The sequence below is a fragment of the Ruegeria sp. AF3 genome, assembly GCF_056536285.1.
In genome coordinates this window covers 242,638-264,150 of record NZ_JBQFJM010000001.1, presented here as the reverse complement: position 1 = coordinate 264,150, position 21,513 = coordinate 242,638, and the positions used below count along the sequence as shown (strand labels likewise).

The following is a 21,513-nucleotide window of genomic DNA, read 5'->3' as shown; positions in this document are numbered from 1 at the left end:
GGTTTCATGCCGATAGTATGGCTTGTTCTGATCGTGTTCGCGATTGCTGCAGTCGGTTACCTGTTGGGGCGCACACGCGCCCTGCAAAGCGCCACAGGAGATATCCGGGCTTTGCACTCGCTTCCGTCGTATTATGGCGCAAATGTCGCCCTCAAGACGATCGTTCCCGCATTTGGCCTTATGATCCTCTGGTTGCTAGTACAACCGCTTTACGTGAACTCTCAGGTTTCCGAAATGATCTCAGGTTCCGCCATCGAAGACGGCGCGTCCCTCAATCTGGTCATGGCCGAGGTCCGTCGCACCGCGTACGGCCTGGATAACGCAGTTGCCGCCGGGCAGATAGCCGAGGAACTGGCGCGCAACGCGCGCGCGGATGTGATCGACATGACCCAGCGTCTGAAGGATGCCGGGCAGGTGGTGACGTCGGACATCACGCAACCTGTGCTGCGCGCAGCGCAAAGCTATCGGATCATGAATGCGACCGGCTATTCGATCATGACAGTCGCCGTCATACTGACGGCACTCGCCGGTGCTGCGGTCAGCTGGCTTCAAACCCACGTGGAATACCGCGCGCGCAATGTGGTAGAGCAGGGCGTGCGGATCCTGTTGCTGGCAGCCGCGTCCATCGCAATTCTGACTACTGTCGGGATCGTCCTGTCCCTGGTTTTCAACACTTGGGAATTCTTCAAACTCTACCCTGCTACCGATTTCTTTTTCGGCACGACTTGGGCCCCCAGTTTTTCGGGGCGCGGCGGGTCGTCTGAACTTGGCATTCTTCCCCTGCTGTGGGGGACATTCTATATCTCGCTCGTTGCCCTTCTGGTGGCTGTCCCGATCGGGCTGTTCGCCGCGATTTACCTCAGCGAATACGCGTCACCCCGTGTCCGCGCCGTAGCAAAACCGCTGCTCGAGATACTGGCAGGTATCCCGACCATCGTTTACGGCCTTTTTGCGCTGCTTACCGTTGGTCCGCTTTTGCTTGGACTGTTCGGGGATGACGGTCTTGGCTGGATGAAGGCTGGCACGGCAGTCATGACCGCTGGGTTGGTCATGGGCATAATGCTGATCCCGTTTGTGTCCTCGTTGTCGGATGACATCATCAACGCGGTACCGCAGGCTCTGCGCGACGGTTCTTACGGATTGGGTGCAACGCAGTCCGAAACCATCCGTCAGGTTGTTCTGCCAGCGGCGCTTCCGGGTATCGTGGGGGCGATCCTGCTGGCCGCATCGCGCGCCATAGGTGAGACAATGATCGTGGTCCTTGGGGCAGGGGCCGCAGCGCGGCTGAGCCTGAACCCGTTTGAAGCCATGACGACCGTCACCGCAAAAATCGTGAGCCAGCTGACCGGAGACGCGGATTTTGCATCGCCCGAAGCGCTTGTAGCCTTTGCACTGGGCATGACCCTTTTCACCCTCACGCTTGGGCTGAACATCTTTGCCCTCTACATCGTGCGCAAGTATCGGGAGCAATACGAATGACCGACGCCAGCATGCAAAGCCCTGAAACAGGTCATCGCTCAGTCTCGCTGACTGTAGGGGATGCACATACCAAAAAACGTGCAAATGCAGAGAAACGATTTCGGGCATACGGGATTGTCGCTATTGCAACGGGCCTGTTCTTCCTGATCGTTCTGTTCGCCTCGATCCTGTCGCAAGGTATTCCGGCCTTTCAGCGCACTGTTGTCAGCGTGGATTTCACCTTGTCCGCTGCGCAGCGAGACGAGGCGGAAAGTACGTTGTTCAAGACCAAGGCCTATTCCAACCTGTTCATCGCTCAGCTGAGCAAGGAACTGGAGGACCAAGGGATCAGCGTTGATTTCGACGAAGCGGCCATCGAACGTCTTCTTGGTAAAATCGGCGGTACAATCCGAACTTACTATGCCGACAACCCCGGCAAGCTGGGTGATCCGGTCAAGTTTGATCTGGCCGCCTCCAGCCGGGTCGACGGGTATTTCAAAGGCCGCGTGTCCCGTGACACCTTGCAGGACAGCCGGTTTCTACAGCTAAGCGATCTGGATCTGGTTGATGCGCTGGAACAGGCGGGCATCATCAAGCAGGCCTTCAACTGGCCGTTCATCACCGGCGCGGATTCAGGCGTTGACAACCCGGGCGGTGCGGGCATCGGGGCCTCGGTCATTGGGTCGTTTTTCATGATGCTGGTGGTTCTGGGCCTGTCTTTGCCCATTGGTGTGGCAGCGTCGATTTATCTTGAAGAGTTCGCCCCGCAGAACAGGTTCACCGACCTGATTGAAGTGAACATCTCGAACCTTGCCGCCGTTCCGTCGATTGTGTTCGGTATTCTGGGTCTGGCCGTGTTCATCCAGTTCATGCACCTGCCACAATCGGCACCGCTGGTTGGCGGTCTGGTTCTGACCCTCATGACACTTCCGACGATCATCATCTCGACTCGCGCCTCGCTAAAAGCGGTTCCGCCATCGATCCGCGACGCGGCGCTGGGGGTAGGGGCCTCGAAAATGCAGGCGGTGTTCCACCACGTGCTGCCCTTGGCCGCGCCCGGCATTCTGACCGGTACCATCATCGGTCTGGCACAAGCTTTGGGTGAAACCGCACCGTTGCTGCTGATCGGCATGGTAGGTTTTGTGGCGCGGGGATATCCCGACGGGTTCCTTGCCGGCTTTACCGAGCCGAACTCGGCAATGCCCGCCCAGATTTACACTTGGGCCGCACGCGCTGATGTCGGGTTTTACGAAAAGGCCTGGGGCGGCATCATCATCCTTTTGATGTTCCTGCTGACCATGAATATCATCGCTATCATCCTGCGCCGCCGCTTTGAACGCCGCTGGTAATTGGGGGCAATAATGAACGACATGACACGAGTGGAGAGAACCGTGGACTCCAAAGAAATCAAGATCAACGCGAAGAAGGTTCAGGTTTACTACGGTGATACCCACGCCATCAAGGACGTGAGTGTTGAGATCGAAGACAAGACCGTCACGGCCTTTATCGGCCCTTCGGGTTGTGGAAAATCGACCTTCCTGCGGTGTCTGAACCGGATGAACGACACCATCGATATCTGCCGAGTCGAAGGTGATATCCTGCTGGACGGTGAAGACATTTATGACAAGCGGGTCGACCCCGTTCAGTTGCGTGCCAAAGTGGGCATGGTGTTCCAAAAACCGAACCCGTTCCCCAAGTCGATCTACGACAACGTGGCCTACGGTCCGCGCATCCACGGCTTGGCGAAGAACAAGGCGGAACTGGATGAGATCGTTGAGAAATCCCTGCGTCGAGGCGCGATTTGGGATGAGGTCAAGGACCGTCTGGATGCGCCCGGCACGGGCCTTTCAGGGGGGCAGCAGCAGCGTCTGTGTATCGCGCGCGCCGTGGCAACCGAACCGGAAGTCCTGTTGATGGACGAGCCGTGCTCGGCGCTGGACCCGATTGCAACCGCACAGGTCGAAGAGTTGATCGACGAATTGCGTTCCCGATATTCGGTTGTGATCGTCACCCATTCGATGCAGCAGGCCGCGCGCGTCAGTCAGAAAACGGCCTTCTTCCACCTGGGTAATCTGGTGGAATTTGGTGAAACCGGTCAGATTTTTACCAACCCGGTCGATCCGCGCACGGAAAGCTACATTACAGGCCGTATCGGCTAAACACAGGTATCAAACAATGAGCGAACAACATATTGCATCTGCTTTTGACCGCGACCTCGAAACAATCCAGGCGCATATCATGAAGATGGGCGGTCTGGTTGAGGCCGCTATCATGAGCGCGGCGCGCTCTCTAGAAAGCCGTGACGTTGAGCTGGCCCAGGATGTGCGGCAAGGTGACAAGGCCATCGACGCCTTGGAAGATCTGATTGATGAGGAAACCGCGCGTCTGATTGCCTTGCGCGCGCCCACGGCCAGTGACCTGCGTTTGGTTCTTTCGGTCCTGAAGGTATCCGGCAACCTCGAGCGGATTGGTGATTATGCGAAGAACATCGCCAAGCGTACGACCGTTCTTGCCAATGCGGGCGAGATCAGCGGTAGCGCCGCTGCCTTGCGCCGCATGGCGCGCGAGGTCGAACGTATGCTGCGCGACGCGCTGGACGCATATATTCAGCGCGACGCGGAATTGGCCACCGACGTCATCAACCGCGATGAAGAGGTCGACCAGATGTATAACGGCCTGTTCCGCGAACTCCTGACCTTCATGGCCGAGGATCCGCGCAATATTTCCGCCTGTATGCACCTGCATTTCATCGCCAAGAACATCGAACGTATGGGCGACCATGTAACCTCGATTGCCGAGCAGGTGGTGTATCTGGTCACAGGCGATCGCCCGACCGAGGCTCGGCCCAAGGCCGACATAACGTCGCAAACAGCGTAGGAGACGCTTCAGATGTCCGCAGATCAACCGACAGTATTGGTGGTCGAGGATGAGTTGGCCCAACGCGAGGTGCTGGCCTACAACCTTGAAGCCGAGGGTTTTCGCGTCTCAAAAGCGGCCAACGGTGACGAAGCTATGTTGCTGGTCGACGAAGACTGCCCGGATATCATCGTTCTGGACTGGATGATGCCCAATCTCAGCGGGATTGAGGTTTGCCGCCGACTCAAAAGCCGTCCGGACACACGTTCTATCCCGATAATCATGCTGTCGGCCAGATCAGAAGAGGTAGACAAGGTTCGCGGGCTTGAAACCGGTGCCGACGATTACGTGGTCAAGCCATATTCGATCGTCGAACTGATGGCGCGTGTTCGAACACAACTGCGCCGCGTTCGACCGGCAACTGTTGGCTTGCGACTGCAATATGACGACATCATTCTGGATTCGGAAACCCACAAGGTCAGCCGCGACAGCAAGCCCTTGAAACTGGGCCCAACCGAGTTCCGGCTTCTCAGCACGTTCATGGAAAAGCCGGGCAGGGTCTGGAGCCGTGAACAATTGCTGGATCGGGTCTGGGGACGCGACATCTATGTCGATACGCGTACGGTTGATGTTCATATTGGACGCTTGCGCAAAGCCTTGACGCAACATGGCGGGGTTGATCCTGTTCGCACAGTCCGCGGTGCTGGTTACGCATTGGGATAACACGCATCAGACTTGTTTTGGTCGAATTTGTTTGATCACTGATTGCGGTTGTATCTGAGTAATTCTCCGCCGTGTCATATAACGTATAATTGGTATTATGGTAAAATAGTAGGACTTGTAATACGGAACGCAAGCCAACACTTTGAAAACACTGTAACGAACCTGCCCGGAATACGCATGGAGCTTGAGAACAAAACTATCGTTATCACCGGCGCTGCCCAAGGCATTGGTCGTGGTCTTGCAGAACGGTTTTCCCATGAAGGAGCACGTGTTGTTTGCTCGGATGTCGATATCGCTGGTGCTAAATTGGTTGCGGAACAAACCGGTGGTCAGGCGTATCCCTGCGACGTTTCCAGCGAAGCGCAGATCAAGAATCTCATTGATTTTGTAGAAGAAACTGTCGGTCCAATTGACCTGTTTTGCGCAAATGCCGGAATTCTGACGCTTGGTGGTCTCGATGTTGCGGACGAAGATTGGGATCGGATCTGGAAGATCAATGTAATGTCCCATGTTTGGACTGCCCGCCATCTGGTTCCACGCATGGTTCGTCGCGGCGGCGGATATATTATGATAACTGCGTCTGCGGCAGGTTTGCTGAACCAACCTGGTGCAGCCCCGTATGGGGTTACTAAACACGCCGCTGTAGGATTTGCCGAATGGCTTTCGCTGACATATGGCGCTGAAGGATTGAAAGTCTCGGTCCTGTGTCCGCAGGCTGTGCGTTCAAGAATGACCGAAGGACATGAAATCTCAGTAGCTTCGATTGATGGAATGCTCGAGCCCAGCGATGTGGCTGACTCCTGCGTACAAGCTATTAGAAATCAACAATTTTTAGTTCTACCTCATCCACAAGTCGCTGACTATTTGCAGTTCAAGGCGGCTGACTATGACCGGTGGCTAAGTGGAATGCAGAAGTTAAATCAGAGATTTATAGACAACACTTAAGGTTGCGCGCGAACTCTGCGCATCAATCCTTCCTGTGCAACAGATGCAACAAGTGAACCGTCCTCGGAATAGATCGATCCACGGTTAAAGCTGCGTCCCTGCCCCGTCCACGGCGAATCCATCACGTACAGATGCCAGTTCTGAAAATTCACCGGCGCGTGAAACCATAGCGCGTGGTCCAGACTTGCGCCGTTGAACTCTCCGCTAAACCAGCTCAGACCGTGAGGCCGCAATCCAGAGGACATCAGGTTCATGTCAGACGCATAAGCCAGCAGTAAGTGCTGCGTTCTGGCATCGACCGAAGCGGCAGCGGGCATACGAAACCAGGTCTGGTTTCGATCATCAGAGACTTTCGGTGTGAATGGGTCCAGATGATCGACTTCCCGGACCTCGATCGGGCGTTCGCGCAGCAATTCGCCCCTCAACCTTTCGGGAACACGTTCAACGTATGTTTTACGCAATTCAGATCGGGACGGGTACGTTTTTGGTGCGTTCACGACGGGCATCGGATGCTGATGGTCCCAGCCTTCGTCCCGGACATGAAAGGACGCCGACATGTTCAGGATTTGTTTTCCATGCTGAATTGCAACCACGCGGCGGGTTGTGAAAGAACCTCCGTCTCGCGCTCGATCAACTTGATAAATAACGGGTTTCTCAGGATCGCCCGGGCGAATGAAATAGGCGTGCAGCGAATGACACAACCGTTCTTCAACAGTTCGATATGCCGCAGCCAGCGCTTGCGCAATGACCTGCCCGCCAAATATGCGTGTTGGCGTTTCACCGCCCGACCCCGTCCCGCGAAACAGATCGACCTCAAGCCGTTCAATATCCAGAAGATCCAGTAAGATACGTTCCGCTTCGGTCATCGTCTGCTCGCAAGTTGTGTCGTCCGGCACCGGGTATCAGTACAGGGGAAATCATTCAATCATGGCCGCATGAACCAGCGCCTTGAGTTCGGCACGGGATGGGTACGAACTTGACGGGGACAATTGGGTAAAGAAAATCGCCGTCAGGTCATTCTGCCAGTCAATCCAGAAATAGGTCGACGCCATTCCACCCCAACTGAAATCCCCGATAGAGCCGGGAACCCTTACCAGACCGGGATTCAGAACAACCGCACCGGCCAGCCCAAAGCCCATTCCTTCCATCGGTTGCTCTGCAAAACTCTGCGGACCCATTGATGCAATGTCGCCGGGAAGGTGATTGCGCATCATGAAATCAACTGTTTTCGGACCAAGTATACAGCACCCGTTCCCGGCCCCCCGGTTTCGAAGCATGTCCGCGAATTTTGCATAATCATCAATCGTCGAGATCAGACCGCCACCGCCGGAAAAGGTCGTCGTGTTTTCGAACGGGGATTCTAGGTGGGAATCGAATAGTCTCAGGCTTTCGCTGCCGTGATCCGCGGAATTCAGCGCCATCGCGTCGCCAGCCAATGGGGTGTAGAGCGATGCGAAACGATCCCCTGCCCCAGCGGGTACGGAATAACCTGTTTCTCGCATGTCCAGCGGCTCAAGGATTTCGCTTCGAAAGAACTGCTCCAATGACTGGCCCGAGACCACCTCGATCACACGACCCAGCACGTCAATACCGACCGAGTATTCCCAGCGTGTGCCGGGCTGAAACGCCAGTGGCAGCCCTGCCAGATCGCGCACAATATGTTCCAGAAGCCCCTGATTGGGTTTGAAAATAAGGTCTCGTTCATCCATCGCATGGGGTAAAAGCCCAGGGTTGAACGGATAGCTTAACCCACTGGTATGCGTCAGTAACTGATGCAGAGTGGGAGACGGTGCAGCCTCGGTCTGATCCAGTCTCTCCGCCCCCGGTACCAGCGCGTGCATATCTTTGAATTCAGGTAGAAATTCAGAAACAGGCGCGTTCAGGTGAACAAGTCCACGTTCGACCAATGTCATCAACGCGACTGATGTGACCGGTTTGGTCATGGAATAAATGCGCACCAGCGTGTCGCGTTGGAATGGCCGGCCAGTCTTCAGACTGCTGACACCACTGGCATGAAAAAAGGCTTCGTCCCCTTTGTGGCGCAGCAAAAAGGATGATCCGGCATATTTGCGCTGCTCAACATAGCTCTCCATCCAATGGCTAAGCCGATCCAGCCGGGTTTGATCAAACATGGATTGCCTGTGGGACATTTAGATATTTCCGTTCGGTGTTAAGCAGTGACTGTTTAAGCTTGTGACCTGAAATAACAGCAAAAAGCTGCGTGTTGCAGAGAAATTCGTGATCAGACTTCCTCAGCGTGCCTCACAATGAAATGTTAGACTGATTTCGACGCAGATTCGCCTGAAGTTCAATGAACAAGATTTCAAGGGACCGAAACGGAGGAACCCTATGACGCGGACCATAGATTTTATTTACGATTTTTGCAGCCCGAACGCGTTTCTCGCCCATAAAATGCTCCCCGATCTTGCCGAGCGCTATGACGTAAGCATTACTTATGTTCCTGTCCTGTTGCCTGCGGTGTTCAAAGCGACGCATAACCAAAGCCCGTTTCAGGCATATTCCGAAAACCGCCAGAAAACGGCCTATTTGACGCATGATCTGCATAGGTTTGCCCGCCGTCGTGGGCTGAGCTTTCATATGAGCCCGCATTTTCCGATCAATACCAAACTTGCCATGCGAGGCGCGTGTTTTGCTAATGGAAAACCTTGGGAAGTCAAATATATAAACGCGATTTTTGATGCTATTTGGGTACATGGTCAGAAGGCGGACGAGATCGGTGTCCTAACGGATATTCTGAACGAAAACGACTTGCCCGTTCGCAAAATTCGCGAAGCCATGACAAGTCCCGACGTTAAACTGAAACTGAAAGAGAAAACTAAATCGTCGGTTCGGCGTGGCGTGTTTGGGGTTCCCAGCATGTTCACCGGGGCCGAATTGTTTTTTGGAAAGAACAGTCTGCCAAACCTTGAAGTTGAGCTTTCAAGGCAAGATAGTGACATAAAAACAGCTTGATAGGTCGTCACTCTAATGTGGACTCAAGAGCTTTCAGGCCGTGCTGGGCGAATATAGGAACATATGCGCCAAAAGCCTTTGCGCGGTCGGGGTCTGACGCATTCCCATCCAGCGCGCGTTTGTAGACACCCTGTAGAATGCCCGCCATACGAAAGAAATTGAAGCCCAGAAAAAAGCCGAAATTGTCTATGCCATCCAGGCCTCGACGTTTGCAGTATTGGGCAATGAATGCCTCATCGCTGGGCAGGCCCAGACTATTTCGATCCACACCTGCCAGCCCCCGGCCCTGTTTTCCCGGCGGCAACTGCCATTGCATGATTACTGCGGCAAGATCCGAATAAGGGTGACCGATCGTTGACAGTTCCCAATCCAGCACCCCGATACAATCCGCCCGGTTTGGCGCGAACATCAGGTTGTCGATGCGGTAATCCCCGTGCACCAGCGTGCGCTGCCCGTCATCGGCCGGTACCGAGGTTTCGAGCGCAGTGGCCAGTGCATCCATTTCCGCAATGGCCGAGGTTTCGGACGCGCGGTATTGCCTGGTCCAGCGAGCGATCTGACGCTCGTAATAGTTGCCAACCGGCCCATAGTCAGACAGGCCAACGGCATCGATATCCATCATATGCAGCTGGGCAAGAACCCTGTTCATCTCGTCAATGATGGCGGCGCGAGTTTCGTTGCTTTCTTTGGGCAGGGTTGGGTCTGGAAACACCCTGCCCTGCAAACGCTCCATCACATAAAAGGCCGAGCCGATGACGCTGTCGTCTTCACACAGCAGATACATCTTGGGCACCGGAACCTCGCTTCCGGCAAGGGCGCTTTGAACCCGAAATTCGCGATCAACAGCATGTGCCGATTTCAGCAATATTCCGGCGGGTTTTCGGCGCAGCACATAGGCTTTCTCCGGCGTGCGTAACTCAAACGTCGGGTTGGATTGCCCTACGTCAAATTTCCTCGCCTCCAATGGCCCGTTGTAGCCGGAAAGATGCGCTTTCAGATACGTATCTACGGCTGCCAGATCCAGATTAGTCTCGGTTTTCATTGGCTGTCTTCCCGTCACAGGGCCTCGGCAAAGATGTTTCCGGCGGTCACAACGTTGATCCCACCCGAAACCGGGATCACTGCGCCTGTCACATAGCTGCCGCCGCGACCGCACAGGAACAACATACAGCCTGCAATATCCTCGTCCCGTCCGACGCGACCCAGAGGTACAGACTTGCCAACCCGTTCTCTGGTATCCTCATCGGCTGTCGCAAAGGCAGTCATGCGCGACACAAACGGCCCCGGCGCCAGCGCGTTCACTGTGATGTGGTGCGGTGAAAGTTCCTTGGCCAAGACCCTGGTCAGGTGCAAAACAGCAGCCTTTGAGGCCGAATAGCTGTAGGCCCCATCGCCCATAGGGACTTCACCCATGACTGACCCCACATTGACAACGCGCGCCGGGTCTTCGGCGGTGGCTGATTTCATTAGCATTGGCAAAAGCCGCTGGGTTAGTTCGAATACCCCTGTCACGTTGACAGACATGACCTTTTCCCATGCATCGTAGGGAAACTGCCCCAAAGGGGCACCCCAGGACACCCCCGAGTTGTTCATCAGGATGTCCAGTTTTTCCGTACGCTCCTGAATGTCTGAGACCAGCTTGCCTATACCGGCTGCGCTGCCAATGTCACCGGCAAAACCTTCGGCGCTGCCCGGCACGTCCAGCGCGTTCAGTTCTGCGGCGACCTCGGCACAGGCGTCTCCTTTTCTTGAGGCAATGAGCACGCGCGCGCCGGCCCGTACCAGCGCCTCGGCTGCCATGCGGCCAATACCTGTCGCTCCACCTGTTACCAAAGCGGTTTTGCCGTGAAGCGAAAAGAGGGTGTCGGGGGTCATTTTGTGCTCCTCAGTTTCTTTGGCACCAGTTCATCGTGATACATATTGCGTTCCTCTTGCCGTTGCGGCAGGCGTTGGACCGTAGCGTTGACAAAAAACCATGCTGCACCAAAACTTCCTCGACACAAAGTACAGGCAGATCAGAGGCGGTATGCAAGCATTACTCAGCGTCGCACCGGGCGGTCCCGAAACCCTGGAGCTTACGACCCTACCCGACCCGAAACCGGGCAAAGGTCAGCTTTTGATCGGTGTGAAAGCAGCGGGCGTGAATTTTCCGGACACGTTGATTATCCGCGATCTGTACCAGATGAAGCCGCCACGGCCTTTTGCTCCGGGCGGTGAAATTGCGGGTGAAGTTCTGGCTGTGGGCGAAGGCGTCAATGGACTTAAGCCAGGCGACCGTGTTTTGGCCCTAACCGGGCATGGTGGGTTTTCGACCCATGTCACACTCAAGGCGGACACTGCAATCCGAATTCCTGATGCGATGCCCTATGAAGATGCCGCCTGTTTCATTTTCACCTACGGCACGTCCTACCACGCGTTGAAGGATCGGGCGGAGATTCAACCCGGTGAAACCCTGTTGGTACTGGGTGCCGCCGGAGGTGTGGGGTCAGCCGCCATTGAACTGGGCAAAGCCATGGGTGCCAGGGTGATCGCGGCCGTTTCATCACCTGAAAAGGCCGAATTCTGTAGCCAGATTGGTGCCGATGACGTGGTGATTTACCCGCGCGACATGGACAAGGATGCGCAAAAAGCCTTCTCAACCGAAGTTAAGAAACTCGCAGGTTCTGATGGCGTTGACGTCGTCTACGACGCCGTTGGGGGTGCGCTGGCCGAACCGTCCCTGCGCAGCATGGCTTGGAACGGTCGTTACCTTGTCGTCGGTTTCCCAGCGGGCATTCCGCGGATTCCCTTGAATCTGGCCCTTTTGAAAGGATGTCAGATCGTTGGTGTGTTTTGGGGCGCGTCAGTATTCCACGATCCAATCGGCCATGCTGACAACGTCAAGAACCTGTTCGATCTGTACAGAGCCGGGAAAATCAAACCCCGAATTAGCGCCCGGTTCCCGCTTGCCTGCGCGCACGAGGCGCTTGAACAATTGTCGCAACGATCCGTTCTGGGAAAAATCGTTGTCACGATGTCGGTAAGTTAAGGCCGGGAATAAAATGGCGGCCCGCTTCGCACACCGGTTTTTCGACTGTACTCGATCCGGCAAAGGCAGGTAGACAACCCAACCTCAAGGCGTCTATGTACCATTAATGGGGATCGTGAAGACATGCACAACGTTTTGGTATTGAATGGCCCAAACCTCAACCTGCTTGGCACACGGCAGCCCGAGGTTTACGGCAGCACCACTCTGAAGATGATCGAGAAAGATTGCCTGCGCCATGGTGCGTCCATTGGCCTTGAAGTCTCGCATCTGCAATCCAACCATGAGGGTGTGTTAATTGATGCGATCCATGGCGCACGCGGTGCGCAGGATGGCCTTGTGATCAATGCGGGGGCGTTCACACACACGTCGGTTGCGTTGATGGATGCCATCGCGTCAGTTGAACTGCCGGTTGTCGAGGTTCACCTGTCCAACATCCATGCAAGGGAAGCATTCCGGCACAAGTCCTATATCGCGCCTGTCGCTCTGGGGCAGATCTGTGGATTTGGCGCCCAAGGTTATGTTCTTGCACTGGACGCACTGGCCGCCCATCTGAAAGCAGGTGATACGGCATGACCCTCAGGGAATATCTGCGATTTGTCAGCTATGCCAAAACCCTGGAAGACCTGTGGGATGCGCATTGCCGACAAATGGCGGAATACGGGCTTGATCGTTTAATCTACGGCCATACGCAATACAGGACGGCAACCTCATTGGGCGATCCAGAGGATTTTGTCATCCTGACCAATCATAACCGCGCCTATGTGGACGGTTTCATCAAGGACGGTTTGTATTTTCACGCCCCCATGTTGAAATGGGCGCTGGACAATGAAGGCGCCGCCAGCTGGAGAATGTTGCTGGACATGCACTCTCGCGGGTCGATGACCGATAAAGAGCGCGAAGTTTTCGAGTTCAACAAGTCCATGGGTGTTGTTTCTGGTTACACCATCAGCTTCAACTCAGTCTCGGTGCGCTCCAAAGGGGCGATTTCCTTGTCCGCCAAGGAAGGGATGAGCCAGGAAGACATTGACGCGGTCTGGCAGGAGCACGGCGAAGATATTCTTTTGATGAACAACGTTGCGCATCTGAAGATCCTGACCTTGCCTTTCAACCCTCCGAACCGGGCCCTGACAAAGCGTCAGCGCGAGGCGTTGCAATGGGTCGGTGACGGCAAAACCACGCAGGACATAGCCCTGCTGATGGGCCTGACAGCGGCAACTGTCGAAAAGCATCTTCGACTCGCCCGTGAGGCGTTGTCGGTCGAAACGACGGCTCAGGCTGTTTTAAAGGCATCTTTGCATAATCAGATGTTCATTATGGAAGTTTAGGAGTGTTTTTGTGACGCCATCCAGCGTCAGTTTACCCTAGGTAAGGAAATCACTACTTTTCAAATCTAACCTAAAAGTTGCAAAGTGAGAGTGTTCCGTGAGTGGTGGCTTTAGCCAGGGAACATTCGATTGGATCTTTGCGATTTCAAAGCTCTCCAATCACTCTGACAAGGGGGCGCGTATTCGTCCGCGTACCTGTGTCGGAATTTTGGGGGGCCTCGACCATCCCCATCATGCGGGGCCCTCCAATCCTTCACTTCTTTGCCAATTCTATGATGTACCACTAACAAAAAAGGGCTACGCAATGCGTAACCCTTTCATTTTGTTCAGCAAGGCCCCAGTCGGAGCCATTCTTTAGCCCTGAGCGGCTTTTGCGACTTCGGCAGCGAAGTCTTCTTTTTCCACAACGATGCCTTCGCCAACTTCCAAGCGAACGAAGCCGGTGATGGTTGCGCCTGCTTCTTTTGCAGCGGCTTCAACGGTCAGATCAGGGTTCACAACGAATTGCTGGCTCAGCAATGTCGATTCGGCGACGAATTTCTTCATGCGGCCTTCGATCATCTTCTCGATCACCTGCTCCGGCTTGCCGGATTCGCGGGCGATGTCCATCTGAACCTGCTTTTCCTTCTCGACAATTGCCGGGTCCATGTCGGCCTCAGATAGGGCAGCCGGGTTCACAGCGGCGATGTGCATCGCAACCTGCTTGCCGATAGCCTCATCACCACCCGACAGTGCAACCAGCACACCGATTTTGCCCATGCCGTTGGTCGCAGCGTTGTGCACATAAGACACAACAGTGTCGCCCGACAGCTTGGCCATGCGGCGCACCGACATGTTTTCGCCGATGGTGGCGATCTTGTCGGTCAGAGTGTCGGCAACGCTTTTGCCGCCCAGATCAGCAGCCAGCAGTGCTTCGATGTTGTCCACACCTTCAGCAGCGTTTGCGATCTTGCCGACCATTTCCTGGAACTCAGCGTTTTTAGCAACGAAATCGGTTTCCGAATTCACTTCGACAGCAACACCGTTGCCACCGCTAACGTGAACAGCAACCAGACCCTCTGCCGCGGTACGACCAGATTTTTTGGCTGCTTTGGCCAAGCCTTTGGTACGCAGCCAGTCAACGGCGTCGTCCATGTTGCCGCCGGTTTCGGTCAGCGCTTTTTTTGCGTCCATCATGCCTGCGCCGGTCGAGTCGCGCAGTTCTTTAACCATTGCTGCTGTGATTGCCATCTTTTGGCTCTCCTCAATTCAAACGGAATTGGGGCAGGTCATACCCTGCCCCATATGTCATTTACGTGACGGGCAGCTTACGCTTCGGCAGGGGCTTCTGCGGCTTCTTCCGCAAGAGCTTCTTCAACCGGAGCTTCTTCGAATGCGCCTAGGTCTACGCCTGCTGCGCCCATCTGTGCGGTCATGCCGTCCAGAGCGGCGCGTGCGACCAGATCGCAGTACAGAGCGATTGCGCGTGCTGCGTCGTCGTTGCCGGGGATGATGTAGTCAACGCCGTCGGGCGAGCAGTTGGTGTCGACAACAGCCACAACCGGAATACCCAGTTTGTTGGCTTCTGCGATGGCCAATGCTTCTTTCTTGACGTCGATGACGAACAGCAGGTCCGGAACGCCGCCCATTTCGCGGATACCACCTAGCGACGCCTGAAGTTTGCCCTGGTCACGTTCCATGCCCAGACGCTCTTTCTTGGTCAGGCCTTCTGCGCCCGATTCCATGGCTTCGTCGATCTGGTTCAGACGGTTGATCGACTGGGAAACGGTTTTCCAGTTGGTCAGCGTGCCGCCCAGCCAACGGTGGTTCATGTAGTACTGAGCCGACTTTTCGGCCGCTTCAGCGATCGGGCCAGCGGCCTGGCGCTTGGTACCAACGAACAGAATGCGGCCACCTTTTGCGACGGTGTCACGAACAGCCTGCAGAGCCTGATCCAGCATCGGAACGGTCTGGGTCAGGTCCATGATGTGGATACCATTGCGCGAGCCGTAGATGAACGGGCCCATGCGGGGGTTCCAACGCTGTGTCTGGTGACCAAAGTGAACGCCAGCTTCCAGCAGCTGACGCATGGTGAACTCTGGAAGAGCCATGCAATTTTCCTTTTCCGGTTTACGCCTGGGCGGGGGTGAAAGAAGCGGACGCTCCAACCGGCGGTCTTGATGAGGATGTCTCCCTCAAAAAGGCCAAACCCCGCCTGCGGGTTTGAATGGCGCGCGTATAAGGCAGGTTTGCGCGCTACGCAAGGGCCAATCGCCCCTATTTTTCAAGCTGCGCCAATGCGTGCGCATGCCTGACGGCGTCTTCACAATGGGCGGCCAGAGCCTTTCGGTTTTCAAAGTCGCTGACCCGCGCTGGCGCATGATAGATTAGTTCAACCGTTCCTTGCCGACGTGCGCCAAGGGTCTTCAGCAAATGCGGTCCGAACTCCATATCCCCCCACCAGCCATAAAAGCGTTTTGGCTGGCCTATGGGCGCGTGAAACACCACAGAAACGGGTTGGATATACATGAAATCACGCAACTCATCTGCAAAGAACGCGGCGAAAAGCGTTGTTTTGAAAGGTAAAATGCGAAGCCCGTCGGTTGAGGTGCCTTCGGGGAAAAACAACAGTTTGTGACCCACTTTCAGGCGGGTTTCAAACAGCTTGGTTTGTTCCTTGGCTTTCTTGCGATCCCGTTCGATAAACAGTGTCCCGGTCGCACGGGCCAGCCAGCCGATACCGGGCCATTTGGCAACTTCTGCCTTGGAGACAAAATAGACCCGCTTGCGCGCGTTCAGAGCAAAGATATCCAGCCAGGACGTGTGGTTTGCCACCACCGCCCCCCTCTCTTTCATCAGCGCGCCTGATGTGCGGAACCCGATGCCAAGAATTCGAAACGCGTTGCGGCAGACAAACTGCGTGATGAACGGCGTCACAGGTCGCCGGACGCCGAAAATCGGATACTCGATCAGACGAACGGCCAGAAGGATGATCAGGCCACCAAAGACAAGGGCCGCCAGCGGGACTCCGCGCAGAATGACCAGAACCCATCCGGTAACGCCCAGCTCGATCGGATCGGGCGCGTCTTCACTATTCCAGAGCGGGTCGTTCACAGCGTCACGCCCCGCCATAAATTCGACGCTGCCGTTCATTCATGCGCGTCGTGTCGAGGATCAGGCAAACATCCGTTGTGTTGAAGGTGTGGTCGATAAAGGCGCCCTCGCCCACGAAACCACCCAAGCGCAGGTAGGCTTTGATCAATGCTGGCACCTGAACCATGGCGGCGCGGCGGTCCAAAGCCTCTGGTTTCACTAGGTCCATCGACTGAAAAACATCGGGCTGCGCCCGTACGCGCAACTCTGGCGGAGCCAGATGGTTGTGGTGAAGCATCGACAAGGGCTGCGCCAATGTGGTCACGTCTGTTCCGTGAAAACTCGCAACGCCGAACAGCACCTCAATGTCACGTTCCGCTACATAAGCGGCCAAACCGTTCCACAGGTGGTACATTGCCGTACCCCCACGGTAGTCGGGGTGCAGGCACGACCGTCCCAACTCCAGCAGTTTGCGCCCGCTGTTCTTGAGAACGGTCAGGTCATACTCGTCTTCGGAATAGAATTGCCCCAGTTCCGCAGCACGTTCGCCCGGTAACATCCTGTAGACGCCAATGATTTCGCCGGTGTGATCATCATAGGCCAACATATGATCGAAATACGGGTCGAAACGGTCTTTCTCGAGGCCAGCATCGTGATCGACCATCTCTCCGCCGCCCCCCAACTCACGCACGAAGACGTCATAGCGCAGGCGTTGAGCTGCTTGCAGGTCGGCTTCGGTCTCGGCCAGTTTTACAGTGAAAGAAGGGCCAGTATCCGGCATATGGGGTGATCCGTGTTCTTTTGGCTGCTGATACCGCAGTTTTTCAGCCAAAGGCAACAAGCCCCGCTTCGGTCAGCGCTGTTAACCTTTCCTAAACCACTTTCACGGATCAAAGACCGGCATCAGGGCGATGCGCGTACCGTCGATCACCACTTTCCCCTGCTCGCGAAAGTTCACGGTGATCTTGCCTGCAATGTTGGACTGAACCTGTCCGACGCCCCATTCGGGAAAATCCGGGTGGCGGACAAACATGCCCGGTGCAAGTATAGCATTCATGTCTGTCATAGGGGCCTCCGGGACGTGCGGCAGATACAGTCGGAGGTACGCATGGGCGAGAGCAACGTCAACCTGGCCGAATTGATCGGTTCGCGGATTTGCCATGATCTGATCAGCCCGATCGGGGCGATCACCAACGGGCTTGAGCTGTTGGATATGGTGGGCTCCGTACAGGGGCCCGAGATGGAGCTGATCTCGGGCAGCGTCGGAAGTGCCGGGGCACGTATTCGCTTTTTCCGTGTTGCCTTTGGCTCGAGCAGTGATCACCCGCTTGGTCGGGCCGAAGTAACCGAACTGCTGAAAGATATCGAGCGTGCGGGGCGGATACGGGTCAATTGGAACCTGACCGGGCCAGTGCCCCGTAATCAGGTCAAACTGGCCTTTCTGGCGCTTATGTGCTGTGAAAGCGCCATGCCGCTTGGCGGCGCGGTCGAGATCGTTAATCAGGGCAACAATTGGATCGTGACCGGGGTTGCAGACAGGTTGAATGTCGATGGTGATCTTTGGAAGAACGTCGTGACAGGTCGTTTTCCCACCAAAATCACGCCCGCGCACGTTCAATTCGCGTTGCTGCCTAAAACGGCGGCTGCGATGGGTCGGCGGATTGCCGTTGAAACCTCGGCAACCCGCGTGTCACTTCGGTTTTAAGCCCGGATCGTTCCGTTCCCGCGTACGAGATATTTGAAACTGGTCAATTGCGCCGCCCCGACCGGCCCGCGCGCGTGCATCTTGCCCGTCGCGATTCCGATTTCTGCCCCCATGCCAAATTCACCGCCATCCGCAAACTGGGTCGAGGCATTATGCATCAGGATTGCGCTGTCGAGACGCTCAAAGAAACGGTCTGCTGCTGCGTCATCCTCGGTCATGATGCAATCAGTGTGGTTTGAGCCGTATTGCTGAATATGAGCAATCGCAGCGTCGATATCGGCAACGGGCTTCGCAGCGATCACGTTGTCGAGGAACTCTTTTCCCCAGTCATCCGCCGTAGCAGCAACTGTACTCTCTCCAGCGAGAACACCATCGGCGTGAACCTCGACACCTGACTGGACCAGTGCCGCAACGACGTCACGCCCCAGTGTGTCGGCGATATCCTGATGAACCAGCAAGCATTCAGCGGCTCCGCAAATACCAGTGCGGCGGGTCTTGGCATTCAGTACCACTTCCAGCGTTTTCTGCGGATCAGCAGCCTTGTCGACGTAAATGTGCACGATGCCTTCGAGATGAGCAAAGACCGGCACACGGGCCTCTCGTTGTACAAGGCCCACCAGTCCCTTGCCACCGCGTGGAACGATGACGTCGACATAGTCGGTCAGCGTCAGCAACTCCTGCACTGCAGCGCGGTCGCGTGTGGGCACCAGTTGGATGGCGTCTTCGGGCAGGTTCGCGGCCTTCAGCCCTTCGACCAGACAGGCATGGATCGCGGCTGAGGAATGAAAGCTCTCGGATCCGCCGCGCAGGATTACCGCATTGCCCGATTTCAGACACAGCGCCCCGGCATCCGCAGTCACGTTGGGTCGGCTTTCGTAGATCACGCCAATAACCCCTAACGGTGTCCGGACGCGTTGGATGTTAAGGCCCGTGGGCATATTCCATTCTGACAGAACCTCACCCACCGGGTCGGCCTGATCTGCGACGGTTCTCAGCCCGTCGACCATGCCCTGAATACGCGCCTCATCAAGCATCAGGCGATCCATCATTGCGGGGCTCAGACCCTTGTCGCGGCCGAATTCCAGATCTTTTTGATTGGCTTCGATGATCCGTGCCCGATTGGCCCAAACCGCATCTGCGGCTGCAATCAGCGCTGCGTGCTTTCGTTCAGCTGTTGCGAAAGCCAGTTCACGCGAAGCGGCTTTGGCACGTTTCCCAAGATCTTCCATCAGAGCAGGAATGCTGTCGAAGTCTTTCATATCGCGTGCCTTTCAGATCATCTTATTGAAAGTTAAAGGGCCAGGTCGTCCCGGTGGATGAGGGCTGCGCGGCCTGGATAGCCCAGCGTCGCTTCAATCTCAGAAGACTTACGCCCCTTGATCGCATCGGCTTCCTGCGCCGTATACCGGCTGATCCCCTGAGCCAGACGACGGGACTCCAGATCAAGGATGGCGACAGGATCGCCACGACCGAAATCTCCGGTCACTTCCACAATCCCGGCAGGTAGCAGGCTTTTGCCATTGGCCAGTGCCTTGGCCGCCCCCTCGTCCACTGTGATCTCACCCCGAGGTTTCATTGCCGAAATCCAGCGTTTGCGGGCTGCATGTGGATCCAATGTCGCAGTAAACCATGTGGAATTGGCACCGTTTTCGAGCATTTTCAAAGGGTTCAGAACCGACCCTTCAGTAATTGCCATGGCGCAACCACCAGCGGTTGCCATCTTGGCCGCCAACAGCTTTGTCTTCATCCCACCTTTGGATAGGCCCGATCCCGCATCACCAGCCATGGCTTCAATCTCGGGTGTGATCCTGTCGATTGTCTCGAAGCGCGTCGCGGAGGAATCTTCTTTTGGATTACCGGAATAGAAACCATCCACATCCGACAGCAGAATCAGTTGGTCGGCCCCTACTGTCACGGCGATTTGCGCGGCCAGGCGGTCATTGTCGCCATAACGGATTTCGTCCGTTGCAACCGTGTCGTTTTCATTGACGATCGGTACGACGCCTAACCCCAGCAGAGTTTCCAAGGTCGCGCGTGAGTTCAGATACCTGCGGCGATCTTCGCTGTCTTCAAGCGTCACCAGAACCTGCGCTGTAGTGATCCCATGGGGTGCCAACGCCTCTTCGTAGGCGCGTGCAAGCCGGATTTGCCCAACCGCAGCAGCAGCCTGCGACTGTTCCAAAGGCAGTGCCGCCATCGGCAGGCCCAATACTCCGCGGCCAAGTGCAATCGAACCGGATGAAACAAGGATCACATCTTTCCCCTGCCCCTTGAGCCAGGAAACATCTTGCGCCAACGACAGCAGCCAGTCAGACCGCAGCAGGCCAGTGTCGCGATCAACCAGCAAAGCCGACCCGATTTTTACCACCAGACGGCGTGCCGAGGTCAGGGTTGCCAAGGCTGTGCCTCCTCAGCGGGTTTCTGACGCACACGGTTGTCGTCAATCTGGCTGCGCAGCGCCCGCAGAACTTCGGTTACACCCAGATGCGCCACACCGGACATCGTCATGACGGGGCCGCCCACGGCCTCCTCAAGCTCTGCGACGGCAAGGGCACGTTCTTCGTCATCCAGCGCGTCGATCTTGTTCAGAACAGTGATCCTGGGCTTTTCAGCCAGCTCGCCGCCATAGGCTTCCAACTCGTGAATGATCGTGCGGTAATCATCGGCGACCGTCGCAGAGGTGCCGTCGACCAGATGCAACAACACGGCACAGCGTTCCACGTGACCCAGAAAACGGTCACCAATGCCACGGCCTTCATGAGCACCTTCGATCAGGCCCGGGATATCGGCCACAACAAATTCGACGTTGTCCACGCCGACAACGCCAAGATTGGGGTGCAGCGTGGTAAACGGATAGTCGGCAATCTTGGGCCGCGCATTCGACGTGGCCGCCAGAAAGGTCGACTTGCCTGCATTCGGCATACCCAAAAGACCCACATCGGCGATCAGCTTGAGCCGCAGCCAGATTGTGCGGTCAATCCCCGCCTGCCCCGAATTGGCGCGGCGCGGGGCCTGATTTGTGGCAGATTTGAAATGCAGGTTGCCAAACCCGCCATTGCCGCCCTTGGCCAGCAGAACACGTTGCCCGACTTCGGTCAGGTCGCAGATGACGGTTTCTTCGTCTTCGTCCAGGATTTCAGTGCCAACCGGCACACGCAGAACGATATCGTCCCCATCCTTGCCGGTGCGTTGCTGCCCCCGGCCCGGTTGCCCGTTTTTGGCGAAGAAGTGCTGCTGATAGCGGAAGTCGATCAGGGTGTTTAGCCCATCCACAACTTCGGCCCAGACAGACCCGCCTTTGCCGCCGTCCCCGCCATCGGGGCCGCCGTATTCTATAAACTTTTCGCGTCTGAAGCTGACGCAGCCGCTACCGCCGGCCCCGGACCGGATGTAGACCTTTGCGAGATCGAGAAATTTCATGTGTGTCC

Annotated in this window: 23 protein-coding genes; 11 read left to right on the top strand and 12 right to left on the bottom strand. The window is 56.1% G+C overall.

Annotated features, from left to right (window positions below):
* Positions 1-6: 6 nt before the first annotated feature.
* From pstC to ACR3FC_RS01300, 6 genes are all read left to right on the top strand, one after another.
* Positions 7-1,479, top strand: coding sequence for a phosphate ABC transporter permease subunit PstC (gene pstC, locus ACR3FC_RS01325; protein WP_480472772.1), 1,473 nt, complete (start codon positions 7-9; stop codon positions 1,477-1,479).
* Positions 1,476-2,807, top strand: coding sequence for a phosphate ABC transporter permease PstA (gene pstA, locus ACR3FC_RS01320; protein WP_480472770.1), 1,332 nt, complete (start codon positions 1,476-1,478; stop codon positions 2,805-2,807). The genes pstC and pstA overlap by 4 nt, the downstream gene beginning before the upstream one ends.
* Positions 2,808-2,819: 12 nt before the next feature.
* Positions 2,820-3,617 carry a phosphate ABC transporter ATP-binding protein PstB gene (gene pstB / locus ACR3FC_RS01315; RefSeq protein ID WP_480472768.1) on the top strand — a complete coding sequence of 266 codons (798 nt, stop codon included), beginning with the start codon at positions 2,820-2,822 and terminating at the stop codon, positions 3,615-3,617.
* 16 nt (positions 3,618-3,633) lie between these two features.
* Entirely contained in the window at positions 3,634-4,335 is a 702-nt protein-coding gene (gene phoU, locus ACR3FC_RS01310; RefSeq protein WP_480472766.1) for a phosphate signaling complex protein PhoU, read from the top strand.
* Positions 4,336-4,347: 12 nt separating this feature from the next.
* The gene (gene phoB, locus ACR3FC_RS01305) at positions 4,348-5,037 is read left to right on the top strand and encodes a phosphate regulon transcriptional regulator PhoB (protein WP_480472764.1); all 690 of its coding nucleotides are present in this window, start codon (positions 4,348-4,350) and stop codon (positions 5,035-5,037) included.
* A gap of 177 nt (positions 5,038-5,214) precedes the next feature.
* Positions 5,215-5,982: an SDR family oxidoreductase gene (locus tag ACR3FC_RS01300; RefSeq protein WP_480472762.1), complete on the top strand. Its 768-nt coding sequence runs from the start codon at positions 5,215-5,217 to the stop codon at positions 5,980-5,982.
* Here ACR3FC_RS01300 and ACR3FC_RS01295 read toward each other — a convergent pair.
* Entirely contained in the window at positions 5,979-6,848 is an 870-nt protein-coding gene (locus tag ACR3FC_RS01295) for an acyl-CoA thioesterase (protein ID WP_480476735.1), read from the bottom strand. The two genes, ACR3FC_RS01300 and ACR3FC_RS01295, sit on opposite strands and share 4 nt — an antisense overlap.
* A 51-nt stretch (positions 6,849-6,899) precedes the next feature.
* Complete coding sequence (locus ACR3FC_RS01290; RefSeq protein WP_480472760.1) at positions 6,900-8,114, bottom strand: serine hydrolase domain-containing protein; 1,215 nt, start codon at positions 8,112-8,114, stop codon at positions 6,900-6,902.
* Positions 8,115-8,331: 217 nt separating this feature from the next.
* Here ACR3FC_RS01290 and ACR3FC_RS01285 point away from each other — a divergent pair, with 217 nt between their 5' ends.
* Complete coding sequence (locus ACR3FC_RS01285) at positions 8,332-8,955, top strand: DsbA family protein (RefSeq protein ID WP_480472758.1); 624 nt, start codon at positions 8,332-8,334, stop codon at positions 8,953-8,955.
* A 7-nt stretch (positions 8,956-8,962) separates the two neighbouring features.
* Here the strand turns inward: ACR3FC_RS01285 and ACR3FC_RS01280 are convergent, their stop codons facing one another.
* Together ACR3FC_RS01280 and ACR3FC_RS01275 are read right to left on the bottom strand one after the other, a co-directional pair.
* Positions 8,963-9,997: a phosphotransferase family protein gene (locus ACR3FC_RS01280; RefSeq protein ID WP_480472756.1), complete on the bottom strand. Its 1,035-nt coding sequence runs from the start codon at positions 9,995-9,997 to the stop codon at positions 8,963-8,965.
* A 14-nt stretch (positions 9,998-10,011) separates the two neighbouring features.
* Entirely contained in the window at positions 10,012-10,830 is an 819-nt protein-coding gene (locus ACR3FC_RS01275; RefSeq protein ID WP_480472754.1) for an SDR family NAD(P)-dependent oxidoreductase, read from the bottom strand.
* A gap of 151 nt (positions 10,831-10,981) precedes the next feature.
* On the opposite strand from ACR3FC_RS01275, the gene ACR3FC_RS01270 reads away from it, so the two are divergent.
* The 3 genes from ACR3FC_RS01270 (at position 10,982) to ACR3FC_RS01260 (ending at position 13,308) form a co-directional block, all read left to right on the top strand.
* On the top strand, positions 10,982-11,983 hold the full coding sequence (locus ACR3FC_RS01270) for an NADPH:quinone oxidoreductase family protein (RefSeq protein ID WP_480472752.1): 1,002 nt from the start codon (positions 10,982-10,984) through the stop codon (positions 11,981-11,983).
* A gap of 123 nt (positions 11,984-12,106) precedes the next feature.
* Positions 12,107-12,556, top strand: a complete 450-nt coding sequence (gene aroQ, locus ACR3FC_RS01265; protein WP_480472750.1) for a type II 3-dehydroquinate dehydratase — start codon at positions 12,107-12,109, stop codon at positions 12,554-12,556.
* Complete coding sequence (locus ACR3FC_RS01260) at positions 12,553-13,308, top strand: autoinducer binding domain-containing protein (protein ID WP_480472748.1); 756 nt, start codon at positions 12,553-12,555, stop codon at positions 13,306-13,308. The genes aroQ and ACR3FC_RS01260 overlap by 4 nt, the downstream gene beginning before the upstream one ends.
* 354 nt (positions 13,309-13,662) lie before the next feature.
* Here ACR3FC_RS01260 and tsf read toward each other — a convergent pair whose 3' ends face one another.
* The 5 genes from tsf to ACR3FC_RS01235 all read right to left on the bottom strand — a co-directional run bounded on the left by tsf (position 13,663) and on the right by ACR3FC_RS01235 (position 17,446).
* Entirely contained in the window at positions 13,663-14,538 is an 876-nt protein-coding gene (gene tsf / locus ACR3FC_RS01255) for a translation elongation factor Ts (protein ID WP_480472746.1), read from the bottom strand.
* A gap of 77 nt (positions 14,539-14,615) precedes the next feature.
* The gene (gene rpsB / locus ACR3FC_RS01250; protein ID WP_480472744.1) at positions 14,616-15,398 is read right to left on the bottom strand and encodes a 30S ribosomal protein S2; all 783 of its coding nucleotides are present in this window, start codon (positions 15,396-15,398) and stop codon (positions 14,616-14,618) included.
* A 166-nt stretch (positions 15,399-15,564) separates the two neighbouring features.
* Positions 15,565-16,440, bottom strand: a complete 876-nt coding sequence (gene olsA / locus ACR3FC_RS01245; protein ID WP_480472742.1) for a lyso-ornithine lipid O-acyltransferase — start codon at positions 16,438-16,440, stop codon at positions 15,565-15,567.
* Entirely contained in the window at positions 16,406-17,161 is a 756-nt protein-coding gene (gene olsB / locus ACR3FC_RS01240) for an L-ornithine N(alpha)-acyltransferase (RefSeq protein WP_480472740.1), read from the bottom strand. The genes olsA and olsB overlap by 35 nt, the downstream gene beginning before the upstream one ends.
* A 102-nt stretch (positions 17,162-17,263) precedes the next feature.
* Positions 17,264-17,446, bottom strand: a complete 183-nt coding sequence (locus ACR3FC_RS01235) for a DUF3553 domain-containing protein (RefSeq protein WP_050602459.1) — start codon at positions 17,444-17,446, stop codon at positions 17,264-17,266.
* A 42-nt stretch (positions 17,447-17,488) separates the two neighbouring features.
* On the opposite strand from ACR3FC_RS01235, the gene ACR3FC_RS01230 reads away from it, so the two are divergent.
* Positions 17,489-18,085, top strand: a complete 597-nt coding sequence (locus ACR3FC_RS01230; protein ID WP_480472738.1) for a histidine phosphotransferase family protein — start codon at positions 17,489-17,491, stop codon at positions 18,083-18,085.
* Here the strand turns inward: ACR3FC_RS01230 and ACR3FC_RS01225 are convergent.
* From ACR3FC_RS01225 to obgE, 3 genes are read right to left on the bottom strand one after another with little or no spacing between them, the layout of a single operon-like run.
* Positions 18,082-19,344, bottom strand: a complete 1,263-nt coding sequence (locus ACR3FC_RS01225) for a glutamate-5-semialdehyde dehydrogenase (RefSeq protein ID WP_480472736.1) — start codon at positions 19,342-19,344, stop codon at positions 18,082-18,084. The two genes, ACR3FC_RS01230 and ACR3FC_RS01225, sit on opposite strands and share 4 nt — an antisense overlap.
* 32 nt (positions 19,345-19,376) lie before the next feature.
* Complete coding sequence (proB, locus tag ACR3FC_RS01220; RefSeq protein WP_480472734.1) at positions 19,377-20,483, bottom strand: glutamate 5-kinase; 1,107 nt, start codon at positions 20,481-20,483, stop codon at positions 19,377-19,379.
* The gene (gene obgE, locus ACR3FC_RS01215; RefSeq protein ID WP_209596239.1) at positions 20,471-21,505 is read right to left on the bottom strand and encodes a GTPase ObgE; all 1,035 of its coding nucleotides are present in this window, start codon (positions 21,503-21,505) and stop codon (positions 20,471-20,473) included. The genes proB and obgE overlap by 13 nt, the downstream gene beginning before the upstream one ends.
* Between the last annotated feature and the right edge of the window lie 8 nt (positions 21,506-21,513).